Origin of the sequence: Nonlabens sp., from assembly GCF_047636915.1 — a bacterium.
In the GTDB taxonomy this organism is placed as follows: domain Bacteria; phylum Bacteroidota; class Bacteroidia; order Flavobacteriales; family Flavobacteriaceae; genus Nonlabens.
In genome coordinates, this window is sequence record NZ_JBLIGN010000089.1 from 1 (window position 1) to 10,083 (window position 10,083).

The following is a 10,083-nucleotide window of genomic DNA, read 5'->3' on the forward strand; positions in this document are numbered from 1 at the left end:
CGCCTTGCGCCTTGATAAATGTATAGGCCATTCCACCAGCAATGATCAGGTCGTCTACTTTAGTTAGAATGTTCTCAATTACGGTGATTTTTGAGGATACTTTTGCGCCTCCTAAGATAGCAACTAGCGGTCTTTCTGGGGTTTTTAAAACTTTATCCAAACTCACCATCTCCCGATTCATGAGCAGGCCGAAGCATTTTTCTTCAAAGAATTGAGCTATTACTGCGGTACTTGCATGGGCTCTGTGCGCAGTTCCAAAAGCGTCATTTATATAAACGTCACCCAACTGTGATAAGGCTTTTGCGAAAGAGGTATCCCCAGCGGTCTCTTCACTGTAGTATCTTAAATTTTCTAATAATAAAACTTCTCCTGGCTCTAAGTCATTGGCGGCCTTCTCAGCTAATTCTCCTTTGCAATCTTCCACAAATTGGACCTGAACACCTAAAATATCGCTGGCTTTTGCTATTACATGACTTAAGGAAAATTCTTCTTCTTTATTCTTAGGACGACCCAAATGTGACATTAATATCACAGAACCACCATGTTCTAATACATGAATAATAGTGTCTTTTGCCGCTTCTATTCTAGTCGCATCAGTCACTTTATAATTTTCATCGAGTGGCACATTAAAATCTACTCTAATTAGCGCTCTTTTATTCTCAAAATTAATTTGATCTATAGTCATTTTATGATATTCAAAGTTGATTAAAAACAAATATACTGGATATGTATTTATCCATGATGTTTATAATTGACTAAAAGAATAGGAAACGCTGCGCTGATGAACTATGGAAAACAGATGATTTGTATCAGATTAGATCTTTTAACAAATTTCTGAGATCGCAACACCCGCGGTCCTGCGTACTTTTCCCTACAGGGAAAACCTTGTTAGATAACCAAGGCGTGAGATGAATCTATGCCAATAATAGCATCTTCCATGGAGAAAAGGTAATAAATGAGTGTTTGCCATACATTAATTCAAGTAGGTAAACCCTTTGTCCTAAACTTTGAATAAGCTCCGTGATCAAGTACCAATAAAAAGAACACCAATCAAACATAATAGAAATTTCATGACCTGAAGGGATCAACTTATATTTGCAACATGCAATATCAAGAAGTTTTAGGACTGGACCATATTAAAAAGCACCTGCAATCTACTGTTCAAAATGGTCGTATAGCCCATGCACAACTTTTTGTTGGGCCTACTGGAAGCGGTGTTTTACCGCTTGCTATTGCTTATGCAAGAGCTATTCTATGCGGTACCGATAATGATAGCTGTCATGCGCAACTCGATAATCTGGCGCATCCAGATTTACATTTTTCTTTCCCCATGCCTTCATCTGCTGGAAGTAGCAGTACCAAGGCAACTTCAGATATGTTTTTAAAAGAATGGCGAGCTTTTCTACTTTCTAACCCTTACGGAAGCTTACCAGACTGGTACAAAGCCATAGATATTGAAAAAAAGAATGCTGAAATACGTGTTGCCGAAGCGCAGCTCATCATGAAAAAACTAAGTCTTAAATCTTATGAAGGCGGTTTTAAAATCCTTATCGTTTGGGGTGCTGATAAAATGAACACCGAAGCAGCAAATAAATTATTAAAACTGATAGAAGAGCCACCCGCAAAAACTATCATCCTTCTAGTAGCAGAGTCTGACGATCAAATTATAAATACCATCAAGTCCAGATGTCAAGTCATCACTATTCCTAAACTTAATACGGCAGTCATTGCTAAAGGCTTACAAAAAAATATGCAGTTAACTGAATATCAGTGTTATAGTATCGCTAGACAGGCTGATGGAGATTACAGAAAAGCAGTTCAATTTTCACAAAATAGTGCCGAAGATATACAGTTCGAGCAATGGTTTGTGCAATGGGTAAGGACCGCTTTTGTTGCAAAGACAAAAATGACAGCGGTCAATGATCTTATAGAGTGGGCAACTGCCATAGCAAGTGTGAACCGCGAGACACAAATTAGGTTTCTAAACTACTGCATGGAATTCTTTAGACAAGCCATGTTAAAAAACTATAAAGCAGAAACGGCTGTATATCTTTCGCCTCAAAGTGGTTTTGAATTGGGTAAATTTGCTCCTTTTGTAGATGGGAATAGAATGATGGAAGTTCAAAAGGAACTTCAAGATGCGATTTATCATATAGAGCGTAATGCAAATGGTAAAATCGTTCTTACCGATTTAAGTATAGGAATGACTCGTATTCTTCATTCTAAAAATTGAGCCCTTTTAATTTTTCTTACAGGTTTAGTTGTTTTACCTAAAATTATTAAAAGGCAATTGTTATAAGTAAACTTTTTAATTCATGATTCTTACCTACTCCGGTGTTGTGCTTATTCTTATTTTTTTATTCGTGACTTATTTGATGTCTGCTTATGAAAAACTATTTGCATGGAACATTACAGTTGCTCATTATTGCCATATGTATCGAAGTGTTTTTTCTTCTGCTATTGTGAAGATGAGTATCCTTATCATTTCAGGTTTAGAAATTACCACCTGTGTTTTAATAAGCATCGCATTATATGATATTATGGCTGTTCCAAGTTTATGGTATGCTTCCTATGCATTTATGCTTTCGGGCTTTCTTATTATTATTTTATTATTCGGTTTAAGAATTGTAAAGGATTATGCTGGATCTTCAGGACTGGGAATATATTTTCTAATAAGTATGCTAGGGCTATTCTGGTCACAATTTATATAATCTATGATAAAAGCGCCTTTAATCAATGAAACTTATTAAAAACGGGTTGAAATAAAGCGCTTGGAACCACTTTCTGAAAGCTACCGGCTTCTAGGTTGTTTTACTAAAAAAGCGCTTTTAAATTGTTTTAAAAGCGCTTTTTTAAGACATAAGTGATGGAACTGGGTTCTTTAGTAAAGATTGCCATGAAATTGGATAGCAAACCGACTAATATTCCTGTAACAAAAGGAAACATCGATTTCTTATATCTAGAAGATAAAATAGAAACATAAAAGCTATCAAACCACATGGGCTTCATTTTTATGATTTCAAACTCTTTATCAAATAAATTTTTAACGGCCTTTTTATTAAAATGAAATAAGTGCCGTGGCACATCAAAACCCGCCCAATACATTCCGTAAAATATAGCGTCGTAGGATTTATAATTAGGTAAGGCCAGAATTAAAACACCTTGAGGTTTTAATAATTTCAGGATTTCTTGTTTCTGCTTTTCTACATCGGGAACATGTTCTAACACATGATACATAGAAATAAGCTCAAAACCATGTGCTTCAAAAGGCTCTAGATTTACTTGTAATTCAATTCCTTTCTCCAAAGCCACCTGTCTTGCTTTTGCATTAGGTTCACAGCCTACTGTATCGATCCCTTGTTTTTTTAAAGCTCGAACCAAGTCACCCACTCCAGCTCCTATATCCAAAACTTTTCCTTTTAAAGCAAACTTCTCTATAAGAGACGTCTTAGACTTGAGATTAAACACTTTGGCAAAATTATAGAAACGGGCAAATAAAGAAACTGACGTATCATCATGCGAAAGATACTCTTCACTCTCATAATACCTGTCCAACTCTTCTGGTTGCGGAATGGTTTTTATTAATTCTGTTGCAGGATCAATATATAACTCAAACTTTTCTTGTGTAAGAAAGTAATCTTTAAGAGTGAGGAACTGTTTTGAGAAATTCAAATTTATAAATTGTTTCACGTGAAACTATCGGCCCATATGCACCAAGAGCACAGAAATATCGCTTGGCGAAACTCCAGAAATACGACTTGCTTGTGAAACAGTCACCGGTTGAATTTTTGTAAGCTTTTCCACCGCCTCATAAGAAAGTGACTTGATACTTTTAAAATCGTAATGAGCAGGAATCTTAACGTTTTCTAGTCTATTAAGTTTATCTGCGTTATCTTTTTCCTTAGCGATATATCCCTCATATTTTACATGTACTTCCACTTGCTCCAATATATCATCATTGAGATCATTTTCCTCTAAATATACCTTTACCTGCGAGATGGTTTTTATGGCCTCCAAGTCAATTTGAGGTCTTGAAAAGACTTTAAATAACTTATCATTTTGAGTAACCACTTTACTGCCTTTAGCTACTAAAAGAGTGTTCATCTCATTAAATTCATAACTGGTGTCCCGTAAAAACTGAACCATTTTCTCTGATTCCCTCTTTTTATGGTCTACCCTTTTTAATGCTTCGTCTGTAACTATTCCTAACTCTACAGCACGTGGAGTTAACCTTAAATCGGCATTATCTTGTCTAAGAAGGGTTCTGTATTCTGCACGTGACGTAAACATTCTATAGGGTTCATCCGTTCCCTTAGTAATCAGATCATCCACAAGGACTCCTATATAAGCTTCATCTCTTCGGAGTATAAAAGCCTCTTCATCTCTTATTTTACGTACCGCATTAATTCCTGCCATCAGGCCTTGTGAAGCAGCTTCTTCATAACCTGTTGTTCCATTTATTTGTCCTGCAAAGTATAGGTTACTCACTAACTTAGTTTCTAAGGTATGCTTTAACTGAGTAGGCGGAAAATAATCATACTCAATTGCGTAACCAGGCCTGAAGAATTTTACCTTTTCAAAACCAGCAACAGACCTCAAAGCCTTAAACTGTATATCTTCTGGCAGAGAAGTGCTAAAACCGTTTACATATACCTCGCATGTATTCCAGCCCTCAGGCTCTACAAAAATTTGATGCCTGTCTTTATCTGCAAAACGCTCAATCTTATCTTCAATACTGGGGCAATACCTTGGTCCTACAGACTTAATTCTACCGTTGAACATAGGAGACCTGTCGAAACCTTCCTTAAGTATATTGTGAACCTCGGGGCTTGTATAGGTCATGTGACAATCCCGTTGCTGTTTCAACGAGCTCGTTAGATTGCTATAACTGAATTTTGACGTTATCGCATCACCAGGTTGCGGCTCCATTACGCTATAATCTAGAGACCTTCCGTCCACACGAGGCGGCGTTCCTGTTTTCATTCTACCTGCTTCAAAACCCAAGTCTACTAATTGTCCTGTGATTCCAGTTGACGCTCTTTCACCAGCTCGCCCACCACCGAAATTTTTATCGCCTATATGAATCAAACCGTTTAAAAAAGTACCGTTTGTTAATACTACAGCTTTTGCACGTATTTCAATTCCTAAGGCCGTACGCACACCCACCACTTTTTCTCCCTCGACTATTAAGCCGAGAACCATTTCCTGATAAAAGTCTAACAGTGGTATCGCTTCTAATTGCAGTCTCCATTCCTCCGAAAATCGCATCCTATCATTCTGTGTTCTCGGTGACCACATAGCAGGTCCCTTAGACTGATTCAACATCTTAAATTGTATAGCGCTTTTATCGGAAACAATACCGCTCAATCCGCCCAAAGCGTCAATTTCCCTTAAAATTTGACCCTTTGCAATTCCGCCCATGGCCGGATTACAACTCATCTGGCCTATAGTTTCTAAATTCATGGTAACAAGCAAAGTCCTTGAACCCATGTTTGCTGCTACTGCTGCAGCTTCACTACCTGCGTGGCCTGCACCAACCACTACTACGTCGTATTCTTTATCAAACATTGTTTATTGTTTCACGTGAAACATCCCGATTTTTTCATTCTCTTTATCCCGCATCACTTGCGTTTCTAAATCACTCTTATCCCCATAACCACAAAGATGTAATACACCATGTGCCATGACACGCTGTAATTCATTTGTCTCGCTTACACTGAATCTACCCGCATTTTCTTTTACCCTTTCTGTACTGATATAGATCTCCCCGTTGATCAATCCGTTTTCAGAATAATCAAACGTAATGATATCCGTATACGTATCATGATTCAGATGATTCTGATTGATCTTAAGCAGAAATTCATCAGAACAAAAAACAACGCTTAATTCGCCTATTGTTTTGTTCTCTGAAAACGCCATAAGCTCCATCCATTTGGAATAGACAACCTCATCTAAAGGTGTAAAATTATTTTGATAACTTAATTCAATCATTAGCTTTAAAATACTCCTTTACCTCCATGCGATATTTGGGCTGCAAAGGTAAGACTTGTCTATTTAAAATCTCCTTGTTATTGAAGTACTTAGCAGCATCAGGATATTTAGCATCCGTTGTATTATTAAAATCGCGAAGGTTGCTGCGCGCCTCTCGTTGATTCTCTTCCCCTTGCTCTAGACCAGCGTCCTTTAATTTTAATAAATCGTGTTGAATATCCATCATGCGTTGTCGTACTTCTCTATTGAACCCTTGATCTAGCAACTTGCGTTCTACCGATTTCATCTTCTCTGTGATATCTCCCACTTTTTCTTCCAAGCCTTCCCGACCTATCATGTCCTCTAATTCCCCACGTAATTCTTGCTGCTTTTTATATATATCATATATGCGTTTTGCCTCTTCCTCACTCTCTCGATAACTTAGATTTTCCCCATCTTCCCCACCAGAACCACTACCACTTCCTGAACCACTTTCTCCATTTATTCCATCTGTCCCTTGTCCGTCTCCTCTGCCTTCGCCATCACTGTCAACTTCGCCTTTACCATTTTCTCCCGACTTCCCTGACTCACCACCTTCACCTGACTCGCCCGCGTCTCCTTCCTTACCCTCTTTGCCTTCCTTTCCAGGCTTTTTCCCTTCGCCTGACTTGGCTAGACTTTCTTGCTTTTTAATGATGTTAGGCAATTGAAATCCTTGTCCAGTCTCCCCGTCTTTACCACTTCCTGGAATAGGTATACTATTATTCATAGCATCCAGTGTATTGCTCAACATGTCAGCAAGCGTATTTGCACCTTTTAACACAAACTGCTGAGACACCTGACCCTGCTGCATCTCGAACTCTGCTATTTGTTCTAGGGACTTTTCTAGATAATAGTAAACATCCGTAACCTCTTTGTTCACCTCCTGACCGATTTTAGGGTTGCGAGTTGCAAGAGCGAACAAACTGTCATCCACATGCTCAAATGCTCCTTCTAATTCTTTTTGCATCTTGAGCTTCTTTCCTAGATTAGAACTTAACCGACTCATTTCCTTTGTTGACTCCATCAAGTCCTCCTCTTTTTTGGAGAACACTATTAAATTATCCAGTATCTGTCGTAAACTTTCTGAGTCCTCCTTCATAGCCTCCTGAGACATAGCAGACATCTGTGCTGACATGGAAGCAGCTTGCTTCTGCATCTTTTCTGAAGCACTTTTTTGTTTTTTTTGAGCCTGTGGTGTTTTCGACTTCTCTAAATCATTACTGGATTGTTTCTGCTCCTCTTTGATTTCTTTAGATTCCTCGGGTTCAAACTCCATTGGCATAGGTTCTTTTAGTCCATCATTTTCATCTTCTAATTCTTTAAGTTCCTCTTCCCAATTTTTGTATTCTTCATTCAGCTTATCTTGATCCTCTTTTTTATTTTTGGTGCCAATTTTATCAGATTGATCCTTTTGTTTTTGGGCCATCTTTTCTAATTCTTTTCCTAACTGCTCAAATTTTTGCTGGACGTAATACCTCTTTGTGAGTTCTAACAACTGCTCCAAATTCCTCTTTTGTTTTTTAGAATTGTTTTTTGCCTTATCCATCTTTTCTTTCAGTTCTTCAGGCTCTAATTTATCCTGATACTCCTGTAGCTCTTTGAGAAGTTCTTCATTCTTCTTCAATTCCTCAGCACTCTTTTGCATGCGGTCTTCTAATAACTCCTTCATAGAATCTTCCTGAGGATTAGATTTTTGAAGATTTTCCTTTAGCTTTTCCAGTTCTTGACGCATCTTCTGTTCCTGCTTTTGCTGGTTCTTTAAGGCTTGTTTAAGCTTTCGCTTGTCATTAAAACTGCGTTCCTTTTTTTGCAATTGCTCCTTAGATAACTCGTCTAATTTTTCTTGTTGTTTTGCTTGGTCCTCCAAGGCTTCCTCTAGATTAGATACCGATTCCTTTTGCTTAGACAGTAGTTGATCTTCTGATTCATCATTAGATAGTTTGCGATACGTAAAAACCTCTGATTTAGAAGATTTATAGTTGTTAACCGCATCATTATCAATTACTTCGAAGTAATATTCATAGCTATTTCCTGCCTTCAAGGGTAGGTTACCTGGAAAAGTGAATAAAAACTGATCGAAAGTCCCCAGATTAGAACCAAGATCATATCTTTTAGTTTTAAGAACCTCTTCTGATGGGTAAACCACCAATTGCATCTTTCGGATTCCATAATCGTCTGAAACTTGTCCTTTAAAATGCCTCACCTCAGAATCTATGGAATCCTTTTTCATTTTCAAATCTAATTCAGGATATTCATCTTTTACAACCTCGATTTTAAACTGAAGTATTTCGTAATCTTTGATGTTCTCATTAGAGGTTGCTATGGAATATTTAAAAGGATGTAATACCGCTTTCGCGAAAACGAAGCTACCATCCTTCCCTTGGAACGAGTTTCTATCATCCGCGCTGATAAAGTCTACTTGAGTTGTTTTTGAGGTATTCAACTTCCATATGATATTTGTTCCTTGTGGAACAATGGCGTTTCCAGTACTTACCAATTTATCATCCTGCTTTCCTGTATGTGTTGGGTAATCTAAAAACAGTTCCAACCCATTTAAAATTGGAACGTGATTCACTGCGAGTAAAAATTTATTACTCCTAACCTCGTTTGCAGATAAATAAAACTCTGTGGGCTCTAAGGGTTTGGAAAATATAAAACTAAATTTACTTGGGGACTCCTGCGTTAAAAAATACGTCTGATCATTAAAATTAATACTGGCATTTTCTGGAAGTTTGCGACCACTTACCTCTACGTTCAGTTTAAAATCACGACGCTGCAAGGTGTTGAGATCTGCATTGAGGATAGTGAAATTGAAGGGCGCTGGTGGTAGGTACTCATTGTTGTAATCTGCGACACGTTTTGCACTGTCTGTTAATACTTCATTATTCCCAGTGAATAGTAATCCCGCTATAATGACCAATGGAATGGCTAAATAGGGTAAAAACTTTTTATTCCTTTTGTAATCTATTGCAAGCGTAAAAGGAATGGGTTTAAGGTGTTCACTCTTTTGATTGATGCTTGCCCAAGTAAGCTCATCATCTCCTCCGTTTTTATGAAGCTGTAGGACGTTAATTAACTTATCAGAAACTTCAGGAAAATGAATTCCTATGATGGTGCTGGCATCTCTAAAATTAATACCCCGAAATAGTTGGAGCAAACGCGCAAGAGGAACTCCCACAAAGCGAACTAATAGAAATAATTCTATAACAATGAACATTCCGAAAAGGATCGTTCTTCCCAAAGGATTGAGCCATAAAAAATATTCAATAACTACCGTAAATAAAAAGTAAAGCAATCCGAGAGCCATGAATAGAATCACACCGCGTATTAGTGCGTTGCAGTAATATTTACTGATAAACCGTTTGAGCTTCTGCTCTATAATTTCAAAGTTTGTCATTTTCTATGTTGTCGTGTACTTATCGTAAATATAACGGATTAGAACGACCTTTATGTTAGTAGGAACACCAGCCATTAAAAATGAGGGCAAAGCCATAAAAAAAGTTAAAACAAGTCACTTTTTTTAAGTAATATTTAACTTTTATAGGTGTGTTTTATAGGTGCCCAATTCGACAGCGTTAACGGCAAAAGACTGAGAAAAATGGAAATAGAGCTCTAAGATGTAACTTTGCCCTATTCTGGATTATCTTAATTTGATGTGATGTTTTTTAGAAACTACAAATTCAATAGTTGGCTTATGATATAACAGTTTAAAACAAAACTTAAGACTATAATCGCAGCACTATGGAATTCGACATTAAAATAAAAAGTTACTAACTGATGTTATAGTTGCGTGCGGTTTTGGGTCGCTACCCATCAAGGGAAGAAAAATGATCATTTTTGATTCCAATTGTGACCCCGTAAAGTTAGGCTGTACTTATTTAAATAGAAACCAATTGATTCTTAATGTAGTTAGGAAGAAGTATAATTTCTAGGAGATACTTATAATAATACAAACAACGAAGACAATAGGCTTTAACCTAATCATTACGAAGATCAGGAAAAGATTTTCACTTCACAACAGCATCACACCATGGTTTTACCAAAATAAAAACAATCCTGTTTTTCCAAAAG

Annotated in this window: 7 protein-coding genes; 2 read left to right on the plus strand and 5 right to left on the minus strand. The window is 37.3% G+C overall.

The genetic code is table 11. The features are described 5' to 3' along the window. Positions 1 to 685: phosphoglycerate kinase (locus ACJAT0_RS11095; protein WP_415181702.1), on the minus strand; the 685-nt coding region annotated here is incomplete at its 3' end. Between the two features lie 417 nt (positions 686 to 1,102). Here ACJAT0_RS11095 and ACJAT0_RS11100 point away from each other — a divergent pair. Further along, on the plus strand, positions 1,103 to 2,233 hold the full coding sequence (locus tag ACJAT0_RS11100; protein WP_415181703.1) for an ATP-binding protein: 1,131 nt from the start codon (positions 1,103 to 1,105) through the stop codon (positions 2,231 to 2,233). Between the two features lie 82 nt (positions 2,234 to 2,315). Continuing rightward, positions 2,316 to 2,711 (plus strand): hypothetical protein, encoded by a 396-nt coding sequence (locus tag ACJAT0_RS11105; protein WP_415181704.1) that lies wholly within the window; start codon positions 2,316 to 2,318, stop codon positions 2,709 to 2,711. Between the two features lie 127 nt (positions 2,712 to 2,838). Here the strand turns inward: ACJAT0_RS11105 and ACJAT0_RS11110 are convergent, their stop codons facing one another. The 4 genes from ACJAT0_RS11110 to ACJAT0_RS11125 are packed head-to-tail and all read right to left on the minus strand — an operon-like array spanning position 2,839 to position 9,409. Then, positions 2,839 to 3,672 (minus strand): class I SAM-dependent methyltransferase, encoded by an 834-nt coding sequence (locus ACJAT0_RS11110; RefSeq protein WP_415181705.1) that lies wholly within the window; start codon positions 3,670 to 3,672, stop codon positions 2,839 to 2,841. A gap of 24 nt (positions 3,673 to 3,696) precedes the next feature. Beyond that, positions 3,697 to 5,568, minus strand: a complete 1,872-nt coding sequence (gene mnmG, locus ACJAT0_RS11115; RefSeq protein ID WP_415181706.1) for a tRNA uridine-5-carboxymethylaminomethyl(34) synthesis enzyme MnmG — start codon at positions 5,566 to 5,568, stop codon at positions 3,697 to 3,699. Positions 5,569 to 5,571: 3 nt separating this feature from the next. After that, positions 5,572 to 5,991 carry an rRNA maturation RNase YbeY gene (gene ybeY, locus ACJAT0_RS11120; RefSeq protein WP_415181707.1) on the minus strand — a complete coding sequence of 140 codons (420 nt, stop codon included), beginning with the start codon at positions 5,989 to 5,991 and terminating at the stop codon, positions 5,572 to 5,574. Continuing rightward, on the minus strand, positions 5,984 to 9,409 hold the full coding sequence (locus tag ACJAT0_RS11125; protein ID WP_415181708.1) for a hypothetical protein: 3,426 nt from the start codon (positions 9,407 to 9,409) through the stop codon (positions 5,984 to 5,986). Before ACJAT0_RS11125 ends, ybeY begins: the two co-directional genes overlap by 8 nt. Between the last annotated feature and the right edge of the window lie 674 nt (positions 9,410 to 10,083).